General features: G+C 63.3%; 1 protein-coding gene. It reads right to left on the reverse strand.

What is annotated here, in order from left to right; genetic code table 11:
- Positions 1–245: riboflavin kinase (locus QVO51_RS04885; protein ID WP_288167879.1), on the reverse strand; the 245-nt coding region annotated here is incomplete at both ends.

A 245-nucleotide genomic window follows, 5' to 3' on the forward strand; every position in this document is an offset into this window, starting at 1 on the left:
CCGATGGGATAGCTGGTATCCCCGATGGTGGGGCGCATGCCGATATTGGTCACTGCCGGCACGGGACTGCCCTCCGGATATGCCACCGAGGCATAGACCCCGAACCGGGGGGTGCATTGCCCCGGGGTAAAAAACTGATTCAAGGTGGGGAAGCCCATGGTTCTGCCCAGCTGATTGCCGTGCTCCACAATGCCTCCGATCCGGTAATCCCCTCCCAGAAGCCGGGCAGCCGCCTCCGGATGTCC

It is taken from the genome of Ruminococcus sp. CAG:379, from assembly GCF_000434255.1.
In the GTDB taxonomy this organism is placed as follows: Bacteria; Bacillota; Clostridia; order Oscillospirales; family Ruminococcaceae; genus Ruminococcus_F; species Ruminococcus_F champanellensis.